The following is a 22,138-nucleotide window of genomic DNA, read 5'->3' on the forward strand; positions in this document are numbered from 1 at the left end:
GGTCCCTCGCGTAGCGGTGTCCCCGGCACCGCGCGCGGAAATACCGTCAACCCGGCTGGTCCGTTCGAATTCCGGGGAGGTCCTCATGGACGACAAGACGCCTGAGCTCGGTGGCTGCAGCTGCTGCGGAAGCTGCACGGGCCCCGGCTGCGGCTGCTGCTCCAGCTGCAGCTGAGGCGCTAGGGGACGACACTCACGGCGGGCAGGCCGTGCCGTCCGTCGGAACCTGAGCGTCGACCAGGAAATGCTGCACAGCGGCGGTGGCGCACGGCGACTGCGCGAGCGCGCCGTGCCCGCCGCCCTCCCAGCTGACCAGCACACCCGAGGCCAGCTGGCGCGCGGTGCGCTGCGTGCCGGCCTCCGGGGTGACGGGGTCGTCGGCGGTGCTCAGCACCAGGATCGGCGGCGCGCCGTGCCCGCTCGGGGCCGGCAGCTGCCGCGCCGGCACCGGCCATGAGCTGCACAGCAGCAGTTGCTGCGCGAACAGGCCGCCGAACAGCGGGGCCTTCTGCTTCCAGTCCTGGACCATGCCGCTGATCTGCTCCGGCGGCAGCCGCATCTGCATGTCGTTGCAGCCGGTGATCAACTGCGTGTCCAGCAGTGGCGGATCGCCGTCCACGACGGTCGACAGCGGCGCCGCGAACTCGGCCAGCGGGTTCTCGTCACCCCGCAGCGCCGCGCTGATCGCGTCGGCCAGCGGCGCCCAGCTGGCCCGGTCGGCCAGCCCCATCAGCACGGCGTGCACGGCGGTGCCGACCGACAGGTCGCCGTTCGGATGCTGCCGCAGCTTGTCCAGCAGCGACAGCACGGCCTGCTTCGGGTCCGCGCCCAGCGAGCAGCCGCGGCTGCGGCAGGACGAGGCGAACGCGTCGAACGTCGCCTCCGCGCCGACCGCCCCGGCCTGCGCCGCGCCCGGCGGATCCAGGATCGGGTCGGGCGAGCCGTCCAGCACGAGCCGGCCGGTGTGGCTGCCGTAGCGGTCGGCGTAGATGGTCAGCACCCGCGACCCCTCGCCGTGCCCGATCGCGTTCAGCCGGGGCACGCCCAGCGCGTCCCGCAGCTGGTCGAGATCCCCGGCGGTCCGCCAGCTGTCCAGCGCCTGCAGCCGGTCGTCGAGTTCGAGCACGCACTCCTGGCTGGCCCGCTTCGCCGCGGCGATCAGGTTGTCCAGCTGGGTGCTGTCCGGGTCGTAGTCGGCGATCTCGGCCCGGGCCGAGCCGGGAATGCACTGCGCCGGGTCGGACGCGCCGGTGCCCCGGCGGTCCATGCCGATCAGCGAGAACGTCTTGAGCAGCGGGGCCGGCAGCTTCGACGCCAGCTCGGCCGCGTACAGCGTGCCCGGCACGCCGGTCGCGTCGTTGACCACGACCAGCGGGATCGCGCCGTCGCCCGCCTTGAGCACGGCCACCGCGACGTCGCCCACGCCGGGCTGGTCGGGCGCGTCGAGCGGGGTGGTGATCCGGCCGCACTGGAACGACAGCGAGGTGGTCGTCTCCGGCATCCGCAGCTTCGTCGCCGACGTGCAGTCCGACCAGGCGATCGACGAGTTCTGCGGCTTGTCCAGCGGCGGCAGCTGCCCGGCCTGGGTGGGCGCGCCGGCGCTGGAGGTCTGCGCGCCGTCGTTGACCGCGATCACGGGGCGCACGGACGGGCCGACCGCGCAGGCGCCGGCCGCCAGCATCAGGACGGGGACCAGCACGCCGAGCGACCGGCCAGACTGGGAATGGCGCGGCAACAGCTGCTCCTCGCTCTCATCTCGGTCGGCATCCAGCCTCGCACGGGGCGGGTGAGGCTCCGGTGAGCGGGACTGTCGGTACCTGCACCTATTTTGTAGTCATGGTCATGGTCTCCGTGGACGGCACTTCGGGCCGGCTGCCCCGCCGCGCGCTCGGCGAAGTCGCCGACCGCCTGCTCGGCTCGGTGCCGCCGACCGGACTGCTGCTGGGCGGCATCGTCAGCGTCCAGCTCGGCGCGGCACTGGCCAAGGGCCTGTTCCCGGTCATCGGGGCGGCCGGCACGGCCGGTGTGCGGCTGGTGTTCGCCGCCGTCGTGCTGCTGGCGTTCTGGCGGCCCCGGCTGCGCATGTCCGGGCGGGCGTGGCTGGTGGTCCTCGGCTACGGCACCGTGCTCGGGCTGATGAACCTGTCCATCTACGAGGCACTGCAGCGGTTACCCCTCGGCATCGCCGTGACCATCGAGTTCCTCGGGCCGCTGGCGATCGCGCTGGCCGGCTCGCGCCGCTGGCTGGACGCGTTGTGGGCGCTGCTGGCCGCCGCCGGCGTGGCGATGCTGGCCGACATCGGCGGCGACGCCTCGCTGCTCGGCATCCTGTTCGCGCTGGCCGCCGCGGTCTGCTGGGCCGGTTACATCCTGCTCGGCGCCAAGCTCGGAGAGGCCACCGCCGGCGGCTCCGGCCTCGCCGTCGCGATGGCCATCGGCGCGGTGGTCATCGCCCCGTTCGGCGTGGCCGAGGCCGGCTCGGCGCTGCTGAACCCGACGATCCTGGTCATCGGGGCCGGCGTCGCCCTGCTGTCGTCGGTGATCCCGTACTCGCTGGAGTTGGAGGCGCTGCGCAAGATCCCGCCGCGCCTGTTCGGCGTGCTGATGAGCGTCGAGCCGGCGGTTGCCGCGCTGGCCGGGGTGCTCGTGCTCGGCGAGAACCTGCGGCCGGTGCAGTGGCTGGCGATCATGTGCGTGGTCACGGCCTCGGCCGGCGCGACGTACCTGGCCCGGAACAAGTGAGTTCGGGCTCTCAGGACGTGATGTCCTTGCGGCCGAAGCGCCGCGCGGCCAGCACCACGAAGACCGCCGCATAGGCCAGCGACGAGAACGAGCCCCGGACCATGTCGCCCCAGTCGACGTCCGAGCTGAGCAGGTCCGACCACGCCGTCGCGTAGTGCGTCGGCAGGTAGTCGCGCAGGTCGCCGAGCGCCGTGATCGAGTCCAGGATCTGCGACACGATCGACACCAGCACCGCCCCGCCGACCGCGCCCAGCGGCGCGTCCGTGGACACCGACAACAGCAGCGCCAGGCCGGCGATCCACGTCAGGTAGACGATGAGGTAGGCGACGGCCAGGGCGAGCCGGACGAGGCCGGTGCCGAACGCCAGCGACTCGCCGGTGGTGCTGATCAGGTCGCCGCTGCCGTACCAGATCAGGCCCACGACCAGCGCGACCGCCGGCAGCACGATCAGCCCGAGCACCGACAGCAGGCCGGAGACGACCGCCTTCTGCCGCAGCAGCCGGCCCCGGGGGACCGGGATCGCCAGCAGGTACTTCAGGCTCGACCAGGAGGCCTCGCTGGCCACGGTGTCGCCGAAGAACAGGGCGATCACCACGACCAGCAGGAAGCTGGCCGAGGCGAACAGCGCGAAGATCGCGAAGTTCAGGCCGCTCGACGTGGCCAGGTCCACGAACGCCGACGAGGCCGACCGGGAGTTGCTCTGGTTCGGCGCCGCCTTGAACGCGATCAGCAGCAGGAACGGCAGCACCGCCAGGAAGCCGAGCGCCAACTGGGTGCGCCGCCGCCGCAGCTGGCGACGGAGCTCCACTCCCAGCCGCAACGTCCGCGAGCCGCGGTAGCCGGCGACGGACCCGTCGGCGGCGATGTCGGCGTGCTCGCTCTCGGCGGCGGCGACCAGCTCGGCGATCGCCGCCGGATCGGTGTGCACCCCGTGGTCGTCGGTCATGGCTGCCCCTGTTCGTTCTCCACGAGCCGGAGGAACGCGTCCTCCAGCCGCCGCCGCGGCCCCGCCTGCTCGACCGCGATGCCGGCCCGGACCAGCGCGTCGACCGCCGCCGACCGGGCCGTCGTGCCCAGGTCCGCGTGCACGAGCTGGCCGTCGGCGGTGACCGACGACGTGCCGTTCAGGTCACGCAGCACCCGGGCGGCGTCGGTGACGCGGTCGACCCGGAACGTCGCCTCGCCGCCGCCGGCGACGATGTCGTCCACGTCGCCCGCCGCGACCAGCCGGCCGCGGTGCATCACCACGACGTGGCTGCAGGACTGCTCCACCTCGGACAGCAGGTGGCTGGAGACGACGACGGTGCGACCCGTCGCCGCGTACCGCTTGAGCACGTCCCGCATCTGGTGGATCTGCGGCGGGTCCAGCCCGTTGGTGGGTTCGTCGAGCACGAGCAGGTCCGGCAGGCCGAGCATGGCCTGCGCGATGGCCAGCCGCTGCCGCATGCCCTGGCTGTACGTGCCGACCCGGCGCCGCACCGCGTCGCCGAGGCCGGCGATCTCCAGGGCCTGCTCCAGGTGCGCCTCGGCCGGCGGCCGCCCCGTCGCAGCCCAGTACAGCCGCAGGTTGGCCGTGCCGGACAGGTGCGGCAGGAAGCCGGCGCCCTCCACGAACGAGCCGATCCGTGACAGCACCGGCGCGCCGGCGTGCACCCGGTGGCCGAACACCCGGATCTCGCCGGCAGTGGGCCGGACCAGGCCCATCAGCATTCGCAGCGTGGTCGTCTTGCCGGCGCCGTTCGGTCCGAGCAGGCCCAGGACCTGGCCCTTCTCCACCCGGAACGACAGGTCCTTCACGGCCGTCAGCCGGCCCGGGTACGACTTGGTCAGCCCGGTGATCACCATCGGCACGTCGACCAGGTCCGGGTCGACGTCGCCGCCGCCCCGGCGGCGCAGCGCGGCGACCAGCGCCGCCAGCAGGCCGAGGCCGAGAATGACCGCGATGCCGATCACCGGTCCGGCCGGGATGCCGCTGCCGGAGGCGCTGGCGCCGTTGACCACGGGCACTCGCAGCGGGCCGGCCAAGGTGACCGTCCGCACCGACGGCGCGGTCTGGTTCGCGTACGCCTGGTCCGTCGTCGTGACGACCAGTTGCAGCCGGTGTCCGGCGGCTACCGGCCGGACGATGCCGGCGAGGCTGACGTTCACGTCGACAGACGAGCCGTCGGCCGGCAGTTGCACCCGGAACGGCGCGACCGCCGATCCGGGCAGCGTCCGCCGCCCGTCGGGGCCGACGTCGTAGAGCTTGGCGAACAGCACGGTGTCGCCGGAATCGCCCTCGGCCGGCACCGGCGCCCGGCCGATACGCAGCGTCGTGAGGGTGGAGCCGGCGATCGTCAGCGGCGACCCCAGCGGCTCGCTCGTGAAGACGGCGGACTGCCCGGGCAGGTCCACGGCGAGACCACCGGCCAGGCCGGCCGCCGATCCACCGAGCAGTGCCGTCCCCACGCCGGGCAGGCTGCTCACGGACGCGGGGCTGCCGCCCGGTGGCGTGATCACCGGCTGCTGCGGGCCGGTCAGGAGCACCTTCTGCCGGGCCGTCGGATCGTTGCGCAGACCGGGATAGTCCGGCGCGGCGATGGTCCGCAGCGTCGGCGCGCCGCGGGCCCGGATCGTGCCCTGCACGTCGTACGAGAAGCCGGTGCCGGGATCGGGAGCGTTGCCGTGCTTGAGGTAGAAGGCGAACCAGTCGGCGACCTCGGCCCGGACGTCGTCGCCGGGCGCGCCGCCGTCGTGGCCGCCCGGGTACCAGGAGACCTTGACCGGGACGTTGTTCTTCGCCAGCTGCCGGGCCGTGGCGTCGGCCTGGTCCAGCCCGAACAGCGTGTCCTGCTCGCCCTGCACCAGCAGCGTCGGGGCGCTGATCCCGTCGGCGACGCTGACCGGCGAGTTGCGCCGCAGCAGGTCGATCGTGGCCTGGTCGGCGCGCCCGGTGGTGGCGACCCGCGTGTAGGCCGCGCACACGTCCGGGGCGAACCGCCCGCACGAACTGGCCGCACCCGGCCGGATGCCGGTCATCGCGCTGCCGAAGAGGTTGCCCGCCCACGTCTTCTTGAACACGCCGTCGTCGCCGCCGACGCCCGCGGCCGGTGTCGACCCGTCGATCGGGGCGGCGGTCGCCGCGTCCGGCAGCAGGGCCTTCGACAGGTCGTTGTACGTGATCAGGGACGCGACGGCGTCGACCCGCTTGTCCTTGTCCAGGCCGGCGAGCATCAGCGCCAGCGCGCCGCCGTACGAGCCGCCCATGACGCCGACGCGCGGGTCGTCCTGCTTGTCCTGGACGACCTCGGGCTGCCGGGACAGCCACCCGACCAGCTGGTCGGCGTCCCGCACCTCGTAGTCCGGCGAGTTCAACTCGATCTGTCCGGTGCTGCGGCCGAAGCCGCGGGCCGAGTAGGCCAGCACCGCGAACCCGCGCCGGGCCAGGTCGGTCGCGTCGTCGGCGAGGTCGGCCTTGGTCTGGCCGAAGCCCGGCGACACGATCACCGCCGGCGCCGGTGTCGTCTCCGGCACGTAGAACGTGGCGTCCAGCTGGATCGGCTGCTTGGCGTCGTCCGGGCCGTCGACCACGTCGATCAGCACGTCCCGGGAACTGATCGACGGTTGCGGCGCGGGCCGGGTCATCCACAGCACGCCCGCCACCGCGAGCAGCAGCAGGACGACGAGACCCACCGCGGGCCATGTGCGGCTGGTCAAAGCTCTCCCCGTGCGTCGAGCACCTCGCTGACGTGTTCGACCATCGGCGGTTCGTCGAAGAACTCGCTGACCGCGGTACGCCAGTTGACGAGGTGCTCGGAGTAGTAGAACTGCTGGGTGTGCGACTCGAGCGAGTCCCACTCGGTGATCACCAGATACCGGCACGGATCCTCGACGCTGCGGGTCAGCTTGGCCGACCGGCAGCCCGGGCTGGCCAGGATGTGCTCGATCGCGCTCCGGGACGCGTCGACGAAGGCGTCTGCGCAACCCGCCCGGATGTGGATCTCGGCGATCGTGAGGATCACGGGGTGAATCGTGTCATGGGCTCCCGAAGGTGTGGTGACCGGTTGTCCGTGGAACCCCGGCGAGTCACGCTCTGGGACACCCCGAATGCAGGTTTCGGGCACACCCGTTCGGAGGTACCCGAAACCGGCATTCGCCCTGCCTGAGAGCGTGACTCGCCGGGGTGGCGAGGTGAGGTTGCCCGCCCTGGCTGGCTTCGGACAGGGGGCATGAGGGACACTGGGTGTGTTGGAGGGGAGTATTCCCCCGCGGCGGCGTCGTCAGCACGGTGTTCGACGAGGAGCACCCGGTTCCGCCGGTCGGCATCCCCCGGGATGTCGGCGGAAGAGACCTCCGGTCAGTGGCGCACGCCCTAGGACCGGAGGTTGTTCAATGATCGTCCCACTGTGGTTGTGGATCGCCACCCTCGGTGGACTGGCTGTCCTCCTCGCCCTTGACCTGGTGATAGTCGACCGCCACCCGCACGTTGTGAAGGTGGGCGAGGCGGCGCGGTGGGTCGTCTTCTACATCGCCTGTGCGCTGGCGTTCGCCGGCGGTCTGTGGTGGTTCGCCGGCTCGACGCCGGCCAGCGAGTTCATCGCCGGCTATCTCACCGAGTACTCGCTGTCGGTGGACAACCTGTTCGTCTTCGTGATCATCATGACCACGTTCGCCGTGCCGAAGATCCACCAGCACCGGGTGCTGCTGGTCGGCGTGGTGCTGGCGCTGCTGATGCGCGGCGTCTTCATCGGCGTCGGCGCGGTGGTGATCAGCCACTTCAGCGCGGTCTTCTACCTGTTCGGCGCGTTCCTGGTCTACACGGCGGTGCAGATGGCCCGCTCGCAGGGCCAGTCGCACGACGACGAGGAGTACAAGGAGAACCTGATGATCAGGCTCTCCCGCAAGGTCCTCCCGGTGACGGACGACTACCACGACGCCAAGTCGTTCGTGCGGCACAACGGCCGCCGCATGGTGACCCCGATGCTGATCGTGATGATCGCCATCGGCACCACCGACCTGCTGTTCGCCCTGGACTCCATCCCGGCGATCTTCGGCCTGACCAAGGAGCCCTACCTGGTCTTCACGGCCAACGCCTTCGCGCTGATGGGCCTGCGGCAGCTGTACTTCCTCATCGGCGGCCTGCTGGACCGGCTGGTGTACCTGCCGATCGGCCTGTCGGTGCTGCTGGGCTTCATCGGCCTGAAGCTGATCCTGGAGGCCCTGCACGACAACGAGCTGCCGTTCATCAACGGCGGCGAGGGGCTGCCGGTGTGGGAGATCAGCACCGGCACCTCGCTCACGGTGATCGGCGTCGTCCTGGTCGTCACCACCGTGGCCAGCCTGATCAAGACGCACGTCACGGGCAAGGCCGGCAGCACCGGAAAGCCCAAGACAACCGGCAAGCCGAACACCGAAGCGGCCTAGAGGTACGGTCGCCGGGTGCGCCCTGAAGACGTCGCGCTGCTGCGCGTGCCCGGTTCCGTCACCCTTCGCGGCGATCTGCTGCTCACCGACGTGGCCCGCCCCGACCTGGAGTCCGACAGCTACCGGGGCGGGCTCGTCCGGGTGCCGACGGACGGTTCCGAGCCGCAGCCGTGGACCCGGGGCGAGCGGGACACGGCGCCGCGGATCTCCCCGGACGGGCGCTGGGTCGCCTTCCTGCGTGACCGCCAGCTCTACGTCATCGCCACGGACGGCGGCGAGGCCCGCCGGGTGACCGACCTGCCCGGCGGCGCCGGCACGCCGGTGTGGGCCCCGGACTCCCGCCGCGTCGCCTTCGCGGCGAGGGTGCCCGAGGAGGGCCGCTACGGCATCGACGGCGCACCGGCGGCCGAGGCCGAGGCGCCGCGCCGGATCACCGACCTGCGGTACCGGCTGGACGGCGTCGGCTTCCTCCGCGACCGCGTCCAGCAGCTGTTCGTCGTCGACGTCCTGGCCGAGGAGGAGCCTCACCGGCTGACCGACGGCGATGTCGACCTCGACGACCCGACGTGGACTCCGGACGGCCAGCACGTGTTGGCCGTCGGCGCACGGCAGGACGCCGGGCCGCAGAACCTGCACGACGACGTGTACGCCGTGCCCGCGGCCGGCGGCCAGCTGGTCGTCGCCGTCCGCGGCGAGGGCATGATCACCTCTATCGCCGCCGCCGAAGGGCGGATCTACCTGCTCGGCTCCGAGTTCACCGGCCTGGCGGCGCGGCCGCTGCCCGATGGCGTGTGGGTCGCGCCGTTCGACCCGGCCGGCTCCCCGCAGCCGCCGCGGCTGCTGACCGATCCGCGGACCGTCGACTGCGAAGGCGGCACCGGCAACCTCGTCGTCACGGCGGACGGCGTCCTCGCGCTGGTCCGCAACCGGGGCGCGGTGGAGCTGCGTCTGGTGCCCGTCGACGCCGACCGGGCCCCGCTCGACGACCTTCCCGTCATCGCGGGCGGCCAGGTGGTCGTCAAGACGTTCGCCGAGGACGCCGGCCGCATCGCGGTGGTCGTGTCGACGCCCGAGAGCGCTGGCGAGGTCGTCCTGGTCGGCACGGACGTCAAGACCGACTTCGGCGCCGACCTGCGGGCCGCCGGCATCCGGCCGCTCCGCGAGATCCACGGCACCGCGCCGGACGGCTACCCGGTGCACGGCTGGGTCGTGCTGCCCGAGGGCGACGGCCCGCATCCTGTGCTGCTGAACGTCCACGGCGGCCCGTTCATGTACTACGGCTGGGGCCTGTTCGACGAGGCCCAGGTCTATGCCTCCGCCGGCTACGCCGTGGTGCTGCCGAACCCGCGCGGCTCGGCCGGCTACGGCTTCGACCACGGCGTGGCCATCGTCAACGCGCTGGGCACCGTCGACGCCGACGACGTGCTGGCGCTGCTCGACGCCGCCCTTGAGCTGCCCGAGTGCGACGCCGAGCGGGTCGGCGTGATGGGCGGCTCCTACGGCGGCTTCATGACCAGCTGGCTGGCCGCCCACCACGGCCACCGGTTCAAGGCGGCGTGGAGCGAGCGGGCCGTCAACGCCTGGGACTCGTTCGTCGGCTCGTCCGACATCGGCTGGTGGTTCGGGCAGGTTTACTGCGGCTCCGATCCCGATGTGCAGCGGGCCGTGAGTCCGCTCACCTACGCCGACAAGATCCGCATCCCGTTCGCGGTCGTGCACTCGGAGCAGGACTGGCGCTGTCCCATCGAGCAGGCCCAGCGCATGTTCGTGGCGCTGAAGAGCAACGGCACCGAGGCTGAGCTGCTGCTTTTCCCCGGCGAGGGGCACGAGCTGACCCGCTCCGGGCGGCCGGTCCACCGGCGGCAGCGGTTCGACGCCGTGCTCGACTGGTGGCAACGGCACCTCGGGGAATCCATTGGCACCGGGACCCGGTGATTTGGCAGGCTCCCGTCATGACATGGACGGTGCGACGGGCCGATTCCGGTGACGTTCGCGAGCTGGCCAGGATCAACCAGGAGTCCTGGCGAAATGCCGCTCGCGGCACGGTGCCGGACGTGTTGCTCGACCGGATGCTGCCGGAGAGCCACCTGAACGGATGGCGGCGATGGGTGTGCCTACCCGACCCCGACGGGGTGTTCGTCGCCGAGGACGCCGAGGGGCGAATAGGGTCCTACTGTGTCGTCGCGGAGGCCCGTGACGACGATGACGTGCACGCCGACCTGCGTACCGGCGAACTCGTGGGGGTGCACGCCGATCCCGAGTGCCAGGGCACCGGCGCCGGCCGGATCGTGCACGACGCCGCCCTGGACCACCTGGCCGACCAGGGCTTCCGGTACGCCGTGCTGTGGGTGCTCCAGGACGACTGGACCACCCGCTCCTTCTACGCCCATCTCGGCTGGCGGCACGACGGCGCCGCCAAGGAACACGTTGTCGGCGAGCACCGATTGGGGCTGGTCCGCTACGGCAGGTTTCTTCCTGCCCGCCGACGCAACCACCCCCCGTCCGGCTGGCGATTCCCCGCCTTCGGCTGAGCCTCAGCCCAACATGATGTAGTTCAGTTCCTCGCAGATCCGGCTCAGCGGCAGGTCAAGGCCCGGATGCTCCAGCGGCAGCAGCACGTCGGGGGCGTCCGGCATGGCATTGCCGCCGGGCGGGTCCCACAGGCAGATGGCCGGGTCGCCGGCGTCCATCGACGAGCGGTACCAGAGGCCGTCGAGCTCCGGGTAGGCGGCGCGGATGGTCCGCGCCCACGCCTGCGTCAGGTCCTTGGGGCCGCTGCTGATCTCCTGGGACGCGCCGGCCCGGGTCGGCCACAGCCCGGCCAGGTCGAGCAGCCGCAGGGTCCGCTTGGGCCGGAACACGACCAGGTGCGGCCGCCGCGTCTTGCGGTCGACGGTGGACGTCGCCTGGTACACCTCGGCGACGCTGGTCCGCACCGAGAGTCCGAAGTAGAGGACGCCGTGCGCCGGGTCGTCCGCCGGGACGCCGTCGGGCGTCGGCGGGTGCGGGTCGAACCGGGCGTGCGGCAGCGGGCCGGTGTACCGGAAGGAGTTCCACCGCTGCGGGTGGCTGCCGCCCGCCGTGAAGATGCGGACCAGCCGGGTCGCGCGGTGCACCGCCACCACATCCTCGGCGCGGCGCAGAAGCGCCTGCAGCACTGCGGGTGCCGGCGGTGGGGGGAGCCGAGCCATTCAGATACGTCGTTTCCGTTCGGGGATGGTGCAGGGGCCGACCCCACATGCTGCCGGGTCGGGCCGGATGTCGATCATTGAGGGGGCATTCCTCGGGCGTCAGGCCGGTGTGCCGAGCATGGCGGCCTGGGCGGCGACGCGCCGGGGATCGCCGCCGGCGAGCAGCCAGGCCCGGGGCGTGCCGGGGGCGTCGCCGACCGGGAAGTCCGACTGCGGCGTCGTCATGAAGCCGGCCAGCACCAGCGGCGGCTGGTCCTCGGGCATGGCGGCGAGCACCACCTCCAGCCCGGGCAGCACGCCGGAGTCGGTGAACTGCCACGCGGGCAGCCGCCAGCTGCCGCGGTCCTTCCAGCCGGCGAGCCGGCCGGCGGCGAGGCGGTGGCGGATACGGCTGGTGTCGACGTCGAGTACCCGGGCGGCGTCGGTGACCGTCAGCGCGGTGTCCAGCAGCACGGTCTGGGCGGCGAGCTCGCGGGCGCGCGGCTCGAAGTCGTCCTCGCGCAGGCCGCCGAGGTCGAGGCCGACGTCGGTGAGCGCGACCTGCTGCTCGGGTGTGAAGTAGGTCGCCGGCTCCGGGTGGGGCGGCGACAGCCGCTTGGCGACGTCCTCGACCAGGGTGAGGAACTCGTCGGCGGTGACCCGTAGGCCCGCCTTGGCCAGTACAGTCTCCAACGCCATGGTCATACGCACAGGGTAGCCTGCGCGTGCGCATTCGTGCGACAGGTGTCACCCGAATCACCGTGGAATTCGACCGACCGCACCCGTCCAGCCACTCTACGTAGGCACTACCTAGCCAAAACGGCCGGAGTGCCCTTGGGGGAATGCCCCCGGCGGCGACCCGTTACCCTGGCCTTCTTGTGACAGGCCGACTCGTAAGGGAACCGGTGGACGACCAGCCGAACCCCACGTCCGTGCGCAGGTCTCCCGTTGAGTTGATCTTGTGGTCGCTGGCGGCCGTCGCGCTCGTCGCGGTGATCGTGATCAGCACGGTCTACATCGGGACGTACAACCAGCACCATTTCACCGACCTGTACGTCTATCTCGGCGGTGGCGACGCCTGGCGGCACGGCCAGGACCTCTACCAGACGGAAATGGCGACGCCGTTCGCCGGCTTCATGCTCAAGTTCACCTATCCGCCGCTGGCCGCGGTGCTGTTCGCGGCGCTGGCGGTGCTGCCGCTGGCCGTCGCGATCGGCATTTTCACCACGGCGACACTGGTGATCCTCTTCCTGTGCATCCGCGCCGTGCTGGTGCGGGTGGCGCCGGCGCGGCTGCTGGCCCGGTTCCCGGTCCCGGTGCTCGCGCTCCTGCTCACGCTCGGCGCCGCGTGGCTGGAGCCGGTCCGCGAGACGATCTCGTTCGGCCAGGTCAACATCCTGCTGCTCGGCCTGATCGTGGCCGACTGCCTCGTCGCCAAGCCCTGGTGGCCGCGCGGCCTGCTGATCGGGCTCGCCGCCTCGATCAAGCTCACCCCGGCGGCGTTCGTGCTGTTCTTCGTGGCCAAGCGGGAATGGCGGGCCGCGCTGACCATGATCGGCGGTTTCGTCGGCTTCGGCCTGGTCGGCTTCGCGCTGGCCGCCGGCGACTCGACCAGCTACTGGTTCAAGGACTTCTTCGACACCAACCGGGTCGGCAACCTCGGCTTCAGCTACAACCAGTCGCTGCGCGGCATGGTCGCCCGGCTGGGCATCCCGGCCAACCTGGAGGGGCCGCTCTGGGTGGTGCTCTGCCTCGGCGTCCTGGTGCTGACCTGGCTGGTCGTGCGCCGGACCCGGATGGCGGGGCAGGACCTGCCGGCGATGCTGGCCGTGGGCGTGTTCTCGCTGCTGGCGTCGCCGGTGTCCTGGGCGCACCACTGGGTGTGGGCCGCGCTGGCGCTGGTGTGGGGCGCCGCCGCAGCGGTCCGCGCCCGGTCGTGGCTGCTCGGCGCGCTCACCCTGTTCGCGATCTACCTGTTCTGGCAGGCCCCGTACCACCAGGCGCCCGAGCTGCGGGACCCCGGGCAGTACTGGGACCTGTACGACAACGTCATCGGCAACGCCTACGTGTGGCTGGCCATCGCCGTGCTGGCGGTGATGACGGTGTGGTCGCGCCGGCTGCGGTCGGCCTCAGACCGCGTCGACCGTGCCGTAGCGGAGACCGCGTAGCCGCAGGGCCAGCAGGATCAGCGAGATCCCCCAGATCAGCGCGAACACCGCGATCGTCGTCACCAGCGCGAGCGCACCGGCGCCGGGGTTGAGCAGCAGCACGATGCCCAGCACGAGCGTCAGCGCGCCGGTGACGACCAGGAACCAGGCGTGTTTCAGCGTGCGCCGCAGCGCGAGCGCCGCGGCCACCTGGATCACGCCGGCCACGATCGCCCAGATCGCGATGATCACCAGCAGCACGACGGCGGTCTCGCCCGGCAGCATGATCGCCACCAGGCCGGCGAGCACGCCGACGACGCCGATCAGCACGTTCGCCCAGCGGTGGCCGCGCACGGCCGCGCCCAGCGCGATCGAGCTGATGCCGTCGACCAGGGCGTAGATGCCCCACAGCAGGATCAGGGCCACCAGCGTCACGCCCGGCCAGGCCAGGGTGAGGATGCCGAAGATCACGGCGAGTGCGCCGCGGAGGGCCACCAGCCACCAGTTGCGCGCCATCAGTTCGACCACGCGGTCATGGTCGCGGTCGGCGCCCACGCCCGCAACGCGAGAGGGGCCAACGACCCGTGATCCTTGCCGCGACCACTCGGCGCGGTTGGCCCAATCCGGTCGTATGGGCACTGGGCTGAATAGGTGACATTGTTGCTCGAGATTTCTCAGAACTAGCTTGGAGCGAGATGTGAAGATGATCGAAGTATCGCTCGAAAGTGGCCGCTGAAGTGGGACGTTCACTGCTTTTAACAAAAGCGACAACTGTCAACGTTAACGGTTAAGGGTACTCCAGGTCGGAAGTCACTGGTGAGAATTGGCGGAGCCGCCCGTCCGTACGTGCTTGGAGCGACCATGCGTTTTCTTGAGCAGGGAAAAGAGTATGTGATCTCTTTGTATCGCATCGTGATAGGGCTGCTGTTCGTCTGTCACGGGGCGTCCAGCCTTTTCGGCATGTTCGGCGCCAAGAAGGCGGTCGCCTTCGGCGTCTGGCCGAGCTGGTGGGCCGCGGCGATCCAGCTTGTGGCCGGCGGGCTGGTGCTGGTCGGCCTGTTCACCCGGGTCGCGGCGCTGCTGTGCTCGGGCTCGATGGCGTACGCCTACTTCACCGTGCACCTGCCGAAGTCGTTCTTCCCCATGGTCAACGGCGGCGAGGCCTCGGTGCAGTTCTGCTGGGCCTTCCTGCTGGTGGCCTTCCTCGGCCCCGGTGTGTGGTCGATCGACCGGCTGCTCCGCCGCACCGCCGCGATCCGGGTCAACGCCGTTCCGCAACCGGCGGCCCGGTGATCCGCTGACCGGACACCTCCAGTGGAATTGTGGTCGCCGAATACGGTTTCAGGCCGAGGGCGCCGACGTGCTTTCCCGATGGACCAGTATCGGCACATGGTCCTCCACGTCGGCGCCCTCGCCGCCGTCGAGAACCGCCAGCAGTGACCGCGCGGCCGAGGCGCCGAACGCGAACGTGTCGCGGGTGAGCGCGGTCAGCGGCGGATGCAGCAGCTGGCACAGTGGCGAGTCGTCCCAGGCCACAATGGACAGTGACGCCGGGACCGCGACGCCCAGTTCGGTCGCCACCGCGACACCGGCCACGGCCATCACGTCGTTGTCGTAGACGATCGCGGTCGGCGGCTGTGGCGACCGGAGCAGCCGCCGGGTGGCGGCGGCGCCCTGCTCGCCGGAGTAGTCGGTCATCAGAATCGGGGCCGCGTCGATGCCGTGCGAGTGCGCGGCCGCACGGAAGGCCTCCGTCCGCCGCTCGGTGTGCAGGAGGTCGGGCAGCCCGGCGATGCGCGCGATCCGCCGGTGACCGAGCCCGGCGAGGTGGTCGACGATCCGGGTCATCGCCTTGGCGTCGTCGGCCCACACGCTCGGCAGCCGGCCGTGATGCCCGGGGCCGCCTATCACCATCGCCGGCAGGTCCAGTTCCTCCATCAGTTCGACGCGCGGATCCTCGACCCGGAGGTCGATCAGGAACACCGCGTCGACCCGGCGTTCCGACCACCACTGCCGGTAGACGGCGATCTCCGCGTCCAGGTCCTCGACCACCTGGAGCAGCAGCGCGATCCGCCGCCCGGACAGTTCCGCCTGCAGGCCCGAGATGAGCTGGAAGAAGAACGGCTCCACGCCGAGCGTGCGGGCCGGGCGGGCCAGCACCAGACCGATCGCGTCCGCCCGGGCCGCGGACAGGGCCCGGGCCGCGTTGTTCGGGTGCCAGTCCAGCTCCCGCGCCACCTCGAGGATCCGGCTGCGGGTCGCCTCGGACACGCCCGGCAGGCCGTTGAGCGCCATGGAGACCGCGCCCTTGGACACGCCCGCCCGGCGGGCGATGTCCATGATCGTCGGTCGTTTCACGGCTACCCCAAACGGCGAGAGCGCAGCAGCTAAACCGGTTCAGCCACGTCGCTAAACCGGTTTATCTCCATCGAAGGATCCGACGGTACGGATGACATGTCAAGGCCTCTACCAGGACAAATTCGACGGTTGACAACGATGGCGGGCCTTTGGCACATTCGTGCGGGTCCCCCGGCGCTGCTCAACACCTTTGGACGGTTGTCATGCCGACGAATCCCCTGTCCAGGCGTGGTTTCCTGCTCGGCGTCGCGGCGACAACCGCGCTGGGAGTGGCCGGCTGCGGCCTGGGCGGCTCCTCGGACGACAACGCTGACAGCGGCCCGGTCACCGGCGACGTCACCGGCGAGATCAAGTTCCAGACCTGGGCGCTCAAGCCGAAGTACACCGACTACATCAACGGCCTGATCACGGCGTTCCAGAAGCAGCACGCCGGCGTCAAGGTCAACTGGATCGACCAGCCCGCCGACGGCTACCTGCAGAAGGTCACCGCCGACGCCGCCGCCGGCAACCTGCCCGACGTGGTCAACGTGCCGCCGGACCTGTCCTTCCCGCTGGCCCGCAAGAAGCTGCTGCTCAACATCGACACGGCCATGCCGGACGCCAGGAAGGACTACCTGGACAACGCCTGGGCGGCGTACGCGATCCCGGGCCAGACCGGCTCCTACGGCTTCCCCTGGTACCTCAACACCGGCCCGACCTTCTACAACAAGGCGCTGTTCCGGCAGGTCGGCCTGGACCCGGAGCACCCGCCGACGAACTACTCCGAGCTGGAGAACGACGCCCTGGTCATGGCCCAGCGCAGCGACAAGAAGATCGCCATGCTCGGGCTGACCCCGGTGATCGCCGACTTCGGCCTGTACGGCGTGACGGTGATGAACGCCGACGGCAGCAAGTTCACCTTCAACGAGCCCAAGGGCGTGCAGTTCGTCGAGATGTACAAGCGCCTCTACGACGCGGGCGCGCTCATTCCCGAGGCGCTGACCGCGAACTACACCGGCGCCGGCACGAAGTTCATGAACCAGCAGATCGCCTGGGCCCCCGGCTCGGCCTACGACCTGCAGAACTTCAAGACCAACGCGCCGAGCCTGTACGCCAACGTCGGCATCACCAAGACGATCACCAACACCGGCAAGGCCGTGCTGTACGTGCAGGGCCTGTCGGTGCCGGCGGCCAGCAAGAACAAGCCGACCGCGCTGGCGTTCGCCAAGTTCGTCACCAACGCCGAGAACCAGATGGCCTTCGCCAAGCTGACGGCGATCTTCCCCAGCACCAAGGGGACGATGAGCGACCCGTACTTCTCCCAGGACGGCGGCACCGACGAGGGCCGGGTCCGGGTGGCCGCGGCCAAGCAGCTGGAGACTGCGGTGAACTACACGCCGGTGCAGTGGAGCGAGCAGATGACCACGCTGCTGCAGCAGAAGATGTCCGACGCCATGCAGGGCAAGACCTCGCCGAAGCAGGCGCTGGACGACACCGTCGCCCAATGCAACAAGCTGTTGGCCGGCTAGCGCGGTGAGGATCGCTCAGCAGCGCTGGTTCACGCCCTGGCTGTTCCTGCTGCCCGGCCTGGCCGTGGTGATCGGCTTCAGCCTGTTCCCGTTCCTGAACACGGTCGTCCTCGCCTTCACCGACGCCAAGGTGTTGGGCGGCGGGCACTTCACCGGCGCGGACAACTTCGTGCGCATGGTGCGGGATCCGGCGTTCTGGACCGCGGTCGGCAACAGCGCCCTCTACATCGTCGGCGTCGTGCCGCCGCTGGTGGTGCTGCCGCTGCTGCTGGCGCTGCTGGTGGAGCGCAAGCTGCCCGGCATCACGTTCTTCCGCACGGCCTTCTTCACGCCCGTGATCGCCTCGATTGTCGTCGTCGGCCTGATCTGGACCTGGCTGCTCGACACCCGCGGCCTGGTCAACGACGTGCTGACCGCGTTGGGCGTGCTGAAGACGCCGATCCCGTTCCTCACCGACCAGTGGCTGCTGCTGGTCAGCGCCATGCTCGTGACGGTGTGGAAGGGGCTGGGCTACTACATGGTCATCTACCTGGCGGCGCTCGGCACCGTGCCGAAGGACCTGCACGAAGCCGCCCAGGTGGACGGGGCCGGCTGGTGGCGGCGGCTGTTCTCGGTGACGCTGCCGGCGCTGCGCCCGACGATGGTGCTGGTGGCGGTGCTGTCCTCGGTGTCGGCGTTCCGCGTGTTCTCCGAGGTGTACCTGCTGGCCGGCCAGGCCGGCGGCCCCGGCGGCGCCGACACCACGCTGGTGATGCTGATCCAGCAGGTCGGCACCGGGCTCACCGGCGATCTCGGCTACTCGTCGGCGCTGTCGGTGGTGCTGTTCGTCCTCACGCTCGGGCTGCTGCTGGCCACCAACCGGCTCAACCGCCAGGAGGACCTGTGAGCGAGCTTGCGAGCGAACCATCGAGCACTGCGCCCTTGCTCGCAGGCGCGACGAGCGCTAGCGAGGAGGGCCTGTGAGCCGGATCGTCGGCCGGTACGCGTTGCTGCTCCTGGTCCTCGTGATCACGGTCGGCCCGTTCCTGTGGCAGCTGTCGACGTCGCTCAAGGGCGTCACCGAGGACATCTACTCGACGCCCCCTCAGCTCTTCCCGCTGCACCCGACGCCCGGCAACTACGCGCGGGTCGCCGACGCGGTGCCGATCTGGTCGTTCGCGCTGAACTCGCTGATCGTCGCGGTGGCCAACGTCGTGGCGAACTGCCTGGGCGCGAGCATGGCCGGCTACGCCCTGGCCCGGCTGCGGTTCCGTGGCCGGACGGCGGCGACGACGGTGTTCCTGGCCAGCCTGCTCGTCCCGTTCGAGGCGATCATGGTGGCGCTGTTCCTGGTGATGCGATCGCTGCACCTGAGCAACACTCTGGCGGCGGTCGTGCTGCCCGGCGCGATCGGTGCGCTGAACGTGATGCTGATGCGCAACGCCTTCCTGGCGCTGCCGTCGGCCGTCGAAGAGGCCGCTGTCATCGACGGGGCCAACGCCTGGCAGCGGTTCACCCGCATCGCGCTGCCCTCGGCGCGGGGGACGGTGGTCGTGGTCGCCGTCTTCTCGTTCATGTTCAGCTGGGACGACTTCCTGTGGCCGCTGATCGTGCTGAGCGATCCGGCCCGCTACACGCTGACGATCGGGCTGAGCTACCTGCAGGGCACCTTCGTCAACGACCAGCGGCTCATCGCGGCTGGCACGATGATTGCGGTGGCGCCGCTGGTGCTGCTGTTCGTGGCGGCGCAGAAGTACTTCTTCCGCGGGGTCGGAGAAGGCGCTGTCAAGGGTTGACCAACACACGGGGACACGGAGCGACCCATGCACGATGATCGCAGCCTGCTCGACGAGCGGCTGACCAGGACCGTCCGCCAGCGCATCCGGCCGGAGGTCTACGGCGCGGCCGTGCCGCTGCGGCTGGAGGTCTGGCACGCGCCGGGGGAGCCGGTGCCGGTCGCCGAGGCGCTGGCCGCGCAGTACGGGCCGGCCGCGGTCGGCGACGCCTGGGGCGCGCCGTGGGCGACGAGCTGGTTCCGGATGTCGGGCACGGTGCCCGCGGAGTGGGCCGGCCGGCACGTGGAGGCGGTGGTGGATCTCGGGTTCACCCACCCGGGCCCGGGTTTCCAGTGCGAGGGCCTCGCGTACACGCCCGAGGGCAAGCCGATCAAGGGCTTGGCCCCGCGCAGCACCCACATCCCCGTCGGCACGTCCGTGGCCGGCGGCGAGGAGGTGCTGTTCTACGTCGAGGCGGCGGCCAACCCGGTCATCCAGGACATCGTGCCGTTCCAGCCGACCCAGCTGGGCCTGAAGGAGACGGCCGGCACCGACCCGATCTACCACGTGGTCCGGGCCGAGTTGGCCGTGTTCAACCGGGACGTCTGGGACCTGCTGTTGGACATCGAGGTGTTGAGCAGCCTGAAGAACGAGCTCGGCGACCGGGAGCCGCGCCGCTGGGAGATCCAGCGCTCGCTGGACCGGGCGCTGGACCGGCTGGACTTCCTGGACGTGCCCGGCACCGCCGCGCTGGCCCGCGAGGAGCTGGCCGAGGTGCTGTCCCGGCCGGCGCACGCCAGCGCGCACCGGGTCACGGCCGCCGGCCACGCCCACATCGACTCCGCGTGGCTGTGGCCGCTGCGGGAGACCGTCCGCAAGTGCGCCCGCACGTTCTCCAACGTGACGGCGCTGATGGAGGACTACCCGGAGTTCGTCTTCGCCTGCTCGCAGGCCCAGCAGTACGCGTGGATCAAGGACAAGCACCCGGACGTCTGGGAGCGCGTCAAGCAGCGCGTCGAGAGCGGGCAGTTCGTGCCCGTCGGCGGCATGTGGGTGGAGTCCGACACCAACATGCCCGGCGGCGAGGCGATGGCCCGCCAGTTCGTCCACGGCAAGCGCTTCTTCCTGGACGAGTTCGGCATCGAGACCGAGGAGGTGTGGCTGCCGGACTCCTTCGGCTACAGCGCGGCCATGCCGCAGCTGGTGAAGCTGTCCGGCTCGCGCTGGTTCCTCACCCAGAAGCTGTCGTGGAACCAGATCAACCGGTTCCCGCACCACAGCTTCTACTGGGAGGGCATCGACGGTTCCCAGGTGTTCACCCACTTCCCGCCGGTCGACACGTACAATTCCGACCTGCTCGGCGCCGACCTGGCCCGCGCCAGCCGGCAGTTCTCCGAGCACGGCAAGGCGACCCGGTCGCTCGTGCCCTTCGGCTACGGCGACGGCGGCGGCGGTCCGACCCGGGAAATGCTGGAGACTGCCCGGCGCTCGGCCGACCTCGAGGGTTCGCCTCGGGTGACGATCGAGCCGCCGTCGAAGTTCTTCGCGGCGGCCGAGGCGGAGTACACCGACGCCCCGGTGTGGTCGGGGGAGCTGTACCTGGAGAAGCACCGCGCCACGTACACCACGCAGGCGCGGACCAAGCAGGGCAACCGCCGCAGCGAGCACCTGCTGCGCGAGGCCGAGCTGTGGGCCACGGCGGCGCTGCTCAAGGGCGGGTACGAGTACCCGTACGAGCAGCTCGACCGGTTGTGGAAGACGGTGTTGCTGCACCAGTTCCACGACATCCTGCCGGGCAGCTCGATCGCGTGGGTGCACCGCGAGGCCGAGGCGACGTACGCGAAGGTCGCCGAGGAGCTGGAGTCGATCATCGGCGGGGCGCTGGAGTCCTTGGCGGGCAACGGTGAGCAGACCATCGTCTTCAACGCCGCCCCGCACGGGCGCTCCGGCGTGCCCGGACTCGCCGCCGGCGCAACGGATTCCGCCGACGAGCAGCCGGTTGCCGTCGAAGGTTTGGTGCTGGACAACGGGTTGCTGCGGGTCACCGTCGACGAGCGGGGTCTGATCACGTCCCTCCGCGACCTGGTGGCCGACCGCGAGGTGCTGGCCCCCGGCGCTGTCGGCAACCTGCTGCAGCTGCACGTCGACACGCCGAACCAGTGGGACGCGTGGGACGTGGATCCGTTCTACCGCAACAACGTCCGCGACCTGGTCGAGGCCGACGAGGTCGTCGCCGTCGACGAGGGCAAGGACGTCGGCGCGATCCGGATCCGCCGCACGTTCGGGGAGTCGACCCTGACGCAGGTGCTGCGGCTGCGTGCCGGCGAGCGGCGGCTGGACGTCGAGACCGAGGTCGACTGGCAGGAGACCGAGAAGTTCCTGAAGGTCGCCTTCCCGGTCGACGTGCACGCCGACCGCTCCACGTCGGAGATCCAGTTCGGCCACCTGCACCGGCCCACGCACGTCAACACCTCTTGGGACGCTGCGAAGTTCGAGATCTGCGCCCACCGCTGGGTGCACGTCGGCGAGCCCGGCTACGGCGTCGCCGTCGTCAACGACTCCACCTACGGGCACGACATCACCCGCAAGGCCCGGTCGGAGGGCGGCACCACCACGACCGTCCGGCTGTCGCTGCTGCGGGCCCCGCGCTACCCGGACCCGTTGACCGACCAGGGTTTCCACAAGCTCAACTACTCCCTGGTGCCCGGTGCGGCCATCGCCGACGCGGTGCGTGAGGGCTACCGGATCAACCTGCCCGAGCGTCGGGTCACCGGCGGCGAGCCGGTCGCGCCGGTGTTCACCGTCGACAACCCGGCCGTGGTCGTTGAGGCCGTCAAGGCCGCGGACGACCGCTCCGGCGACATCGTGGTCCGCCTGTACGAGTCACTGGGCGGCCGGGCCAAGGCTGTCGTCACCCCGTCGTTCACGGCTTCGGGCGTTCGCGAGACCGACCTGCTGGAGCGGACCCTGGCCGACCGTTCGTTGGCGGACAACGGGGTTGAGGTCGAGCTGCGACCGTTCCAGGTCCTGACGCTACGCTTCACCCGCTGAATCGC

At 70.8% G+C, this 22,138-nt stretch carries 18 protein-coding genes; 10 read left to right on the forward strand and 8 right to left on the reverse strand.

Annotated elements, in window-relative coordinates:
• Positions 1 to 193: 193 nt before the first annotated feature.
• A complete protein-coding gene (locus tag BJ998_RS28855; RefSeq protein ID WP_246488675.1) occupies positions 194 to 1,735 on the reverse strand; it encodes an alpha/beta fold hydrolase in 1,542 nt (513 codons plus the stop codon).
• 101 nt (positions 1,736 to 1,836) lie between these two features.
• On the opposite strand from BJ998_RS28855, the gene BJ998_RS28860 reads away from it, so the two are divergent.
• Positions 1,837 to 2,742: an EamA family transporter gene (locus tag BJ998_RS28860; protein WP_184866502.1), complete on the forward strand. Its 906-nt coding sequence runs from the start codon at positions 1,837 to 1,839 to the stop codon at positions 2,740 to 2,742.
• A 10-nt stretch (positions 2,743 to 2,752) separates the two neighbouring features.
• Here the strand turns inward: BJ998_RS28860 and BJ998_RS28865 are convergent, their stop codons facing one another.
• From BJ998_RS28865 to BJ998_RS28875, 3 genes are all read right to left on the reverse strand, one after another.
• A complete protein-coding gene (locus BJ998_RS28865) occupies positions 2,753 to 3,688 on the reverse strand; it encodes an ABC transporter permease (protein ID WP_184866503.1) in 936 nt (311 codons plus the stop codon).
• A complete protein-coding gene (locus BJ998_RS28870; protein WP_184869010.1) occupies positions 3,685 to 6,366 on the reverse strand; it encodes an alpha/beta fold hydrolase in 2,682 nt (893 codons plus the stop codon). Before BJ998_RS28870 ends, BJ998_RS28865 begins: the two co-directional genes overlap by 4 nt.
• Positions 6,367 to 6,434: 68 nt before the next feature.
• A complete protein-coding gene (locus BJ998_RS28875) occupies positions 6,435 to 6,743 on the reverse strand; it encodes an antibiotic biosynthesis monooxygenase family protein (RefSeq protein WP_184866504.1) in 309 nt (102 codons plus the stop codon).
• Between the two features lie 370 nt (positions 6,744 to 7,113).
• On the opposite strand from BJ998_RS28875, the gene BJ998_RS28880 reads away from it, so the two are divergent.
• The 3 genes from BJ998_RS28880 to BJ998_RS28890 are packed head-to-tail and all read left to right on the forward strand — an operon-like array spanning position 7,114 to position 10,676.
• The gene (locus BJ998_RS28880; protein WP_184866505.1) at positions 7,114 to 8,145 is read left to right on the forward strand and encodes a TerC family protein; all 1,032 of its coding nucleotides are present in this window, start codon (positions 7,114 to 7,116) and stop codon (positions 8,143 to 8,145) included.
• A gap of 15 nt (positions 8,146 to 8,160) precedes the next feature.
• Positions 8,161 to 10,080: a S9 family peptidase gene (locus BJ998_RS28885; protein ID WP_184866506.1), complete on the forward strand. Its 1,920-nt coding sequence runs from the start codon at positions 8,161 to 8,163 to the stop codon at positions 10,078 to 10,080.
• Positions 10,081 to 10,097: 17 nt separating this feature from the next.
• On the forward strand, positions 10,098 to 10,676 hold the full coding sequence (locus BJ998_RS28890) for a GNAT family N-acetyltransferase (protein WP_184866507.1): 579 nt from the start codon (positions 10,098 to 10,100) through the stop codon (positions 10,674 to 10,676).
• Between the two features lie 3 nt (positions 10,677 to 10,679).
• Here the strand turns inward: BJ998_RS28890 and BJ998_RS28895 are convergent, their stop codons facing one another.
• Both BJ998_RS28895 and BJ998_RS28900 read right to left on the reverse strand, forming a co-directional pair.
• On the reverse strand, positions 10,680 to 11,336 hold the full coding sequence (locus BJ998_RS28895; protein ID WP_184866508.1) for an RES family NAD+ phosphorylase: 657 nt from the start codon (positions 11,334 to 11,336) through the stop codon (positions 10,680 to 10,682).
• Positions 11,337 to 11,435: 99 nt separating this feature from the next.
• A complete protein-coding gene (locus BJ998_RS28900; protein WP_184866509.1) occupies positions 11,436 to 12,020 on the reverse strand; it encodes a helix-turn-helix domain-containing protein in 585 nt (194 codons plus the stop codon).
• 200 nt (positions 12,021 to 12,220) lie between these two features.
• On the opposite strand from BJ998_RS28900, the gene BJ998_RS28905 reads away from it, so the two are divergent.
• Positions 12,221 to 13,483, forward strand: coding sequence for a glycosyltransferase 87 family protein (locus tag BJ998_RS28905; RefSeq protein ID WP_184866510.1), 1,263 nt, complete (start codon positions 12,221 to 12,223; stop codon positions 13,481 to 13,483).
• On the opposite strand, the gene BJ998_RS28910 is transcribed toward BJ998_RS28905, so the two are convergent.
• Positions 13,445 to 13,990 (reverse strand): HdeD family acid-resistance protein, encoded by a 546-nt coding sequence (locus BJ998_RS28910; RefSeq protein ID WP_221338155.1) that lies wholly within the window; start codon positions 13,988 to 13,990, stop codon positions 13,445 to 13,447. The genes BJ998_RS28905 and BJ998_RS28910 overlap by 39 nt on opposite strands.
• A gap of 333 nt (positions 13,991 to 14,323) precedes the next feature.
• Here BJ998_RS28910 and BJ998_RS28915 point away from each other — a divergent pair, with 333 nt between their 5' ends.
• Positions 14,324 to 14,755 carry a DoxX family membrane protein gene (locus BJ998_RS28915; protein ID WP_184866511.1) on the forward strand — a complete coding sequence of 144 codons (432 nt, stop codon included), beginning with the start codon at positions 14,324 to 14,326 and terminating at the stop codon, positions 14,753 to 14,755.
• A 48-nt stretch (positions 14,756 to 14,803) separates the two neighbouring features.
• Here the strand turns inward: BJ998_RS28915 and BJ998_RS28920 are convergent, their stop codons facing one another.
• Complete coding sequence (locus tag BJ998_RS28920) at positions 14,804 to 15,820, reverse strand: LacI family DNA-binding transcriptional regulator (RefSeq protein WP_184866512.1); 1,017 nt, start codon at positions 15,818 to 15,820, stop codon at positions 14,804 to 14,806.
• Positions 15,821 to 16,023: 203 nt separating this feature from the next.
• Between BJ998_RS28920 and BJ998_RS28925 the strand changes: the two genes are divergently transcribed.
• The 4 genes from BJ998_RS28925 (at position 16,024) to BJ998_RS28940 (ending at position 22,133) form a co-directional block, all read left to right on the forward strand.
• On the forward strand, positions 16,024 to 17,328 hold the full coding sequence (locus BJ998_RS28925; RefSeq protein ID WP_184866513.1) for an ABC transporter substrate-binding protein: 1,305 nt from the start codon (positions 16,024 to 16,026) through the stop codon (positions 17,326 to 17,328).
• Between the two features lie 4 nt (positions 17,329 to 17,332).
• Complete coding sequence (locus BJ998_RS28930) at positions 17,333 to 18,214, forward strand: carbohydrate ABC transporter permease (protein ID WP_184866514.1); 882 nt, start codon at positions 17,333 to 17,335, stop codon at positions 18,212 to 18,214.
• Between the two features lie 73 nt (positions 18,215 to 18,287).
• Positions 18,288 to 19,103 carry a carbohydrate ABC transporter permease gene (locus BJ998_RS28935; RefSeq protein ID WP_184866515.1) on the forward strand — a complete coding sequence of 272 codons (816 nt, stop codon included), beginning with the start codon at positions 18,288 to 18,290 and terminating at the stop codon, positions 19,101 to 19,103.
• A gap of 27 nt (positions 19,104 to 19,130) precedes the next feature.
• On the forward strand, positions 19,131 to 22,133 hold the full coding sequence (locus BJ998_RS28940) for an alpha-mannosidase (RefSeq protein WP_184866516.1): 3,003 nt from the start codon (positions 19,131 to 19,133) through the stop codon (positions 22,131 to 22,133).
• Positions 22,134 to 22,138 lie beyond the last annotated feature (5 nt).

It is taken from the genome of Kutzneria kofuensis (assembly GCF_014203355.1).
Taxonomy (GTDB): domain Bacteria; phylum Actinomycetota; class Actinomycetes; order Mycobacteriales; family Pseudonocardiaceae; genus Kutzneria; species Kutzneria kofuensis.